Source organism: Ruegeria intermedia (genome assembly GCF_900129345.1).
GTDB lineage: Bacteria > Pseudomonadota > Alphaproteobacteria > Rhodobacterales > Rhodobacteraceae > Ruegeria > Ruegeria intermedia.
Genome location: NZ_FQVK01000077.1, coordinates 1 through 1,227 on the forward strand (window position 1 = coordinate 1; position 1,227 = coordinate 1,227).

The window sequence follows — 1,227 nt, forward strand, 5'->3', positions numbered from 1 at the left end:
TGGTCTGCCCCTATTAGGTGGTCCAATTTGATTGTTAGTGCATCGAGGGTCTCTGGTCCACCGGGACGATGCTTGTCGGTGCGGGCGGGCGGTAGCCCAGAGCGCTGTGCGGCCTGACGGTGTTGTAGTGGATACGCCATTGCTCAATCAGGATTTGCGCCTCCCTTAGGCTGTAGAAGATTTCGCCGTTCAACAGCTCGTCGCGGAAGCGGGCGTTGAAGCTTTCACAGTATCCGTTCTCCCAAGGTGATCCTGGCTCGATGTAGGCCGTCTTGGCGCCGACGGCCGTGATCCAGCTCCGCACTTTCCGGGCGATAAATTCCGGCCCATTGTCCGACCTTATGTATTTCGGCGGGCCACGCAGGATGAACAGATCCGTCAGAGCATCGAGCACATCCGTGGAATTGAGCTTTCGATCAACGCGGATCATAAGTGCCTCCTTCGTGTATTCATCGATGATGTTGAGCGTCCGATAAACGCGCCCGTCTGCAGTGCGATCCTGGACGAAGTCATAAGACCAGACATGATTGGGACGTTCCGGCCGCAGACGCACGCAGGAGCCATCATTCAGCCAAAGCCGCCCCCTTTTCTTCTGTTTTTGCGGGACCTTCAGCCCTTCACGTCGCCAGATGCGCTCGACCCGCTTGTGGTTCACATGCCAGCCTGCATTGTTCAGCAAGCCGGTCACCATGCGATATCCATAGCGCCCGTATTGGTGGGCCAGCTCGATGATGTCGTCGGTCAGACGCTCTTCGTCGGCACGTCCTTGCGGAGCTTTGCGTTGCGTGGACCGGTGCTGCCCGAGCGTGCGGCAGGCGCGGCGTTCCGATACGCCAAGCGCCCGCCGCACATGGTCGATACACTTGCGGCGACGCGAAGGGCTCAGAAGTTTCCCTTTGCTGCCTCTGTCAGAATGAGCTTGTCCAGCGTCAGGTCCGACACCGCCCGCCGAAGCCGTTGGTTCTCCTTCTCCAGCTCTTTCAGGCGGGTGAGCTGAGATCGCCCCATCCCGCCATAGAGCTTCCGCCATCGATAGAACGTCTGCTGCGTCACACCGATCTGGCGCACGGCCTCGGCGACCGTCGCGCCTTGTCCCTGCAGAACTTCAACTTGCCGAAGCTTCGATACAATCTCTTCGGCCTTCTCTCGTTTTCCAGCCATCGCTGATCCTCCAATTGCGGGACAAATCTATCCCAGGTGGTGGACCACTTTCAGGGGGCAACTCCA

General features: G+C 58.9%; 1 protein-coding gene. It reads right to left on the reverse strand.

All coding sequences use genetic code 11. The features are described 5' to 3' along the window. Window positions 1-34 precede the first annotated feature (34 nt). A protein-coding gene (locus F3H26_RS19280; protein ID WP_149777576.1) for an IS3 family transposase occupies window positions 35-1,161 on the reverse strand; the annotation gives its coding sequence in 2 pieces (ribosomal slippage) (window positions 35-897 and window positions 897-1,161; 1,128 coding nt in all). Window positions 1,162-1,227: the final 66 nt, after the last annotated feature.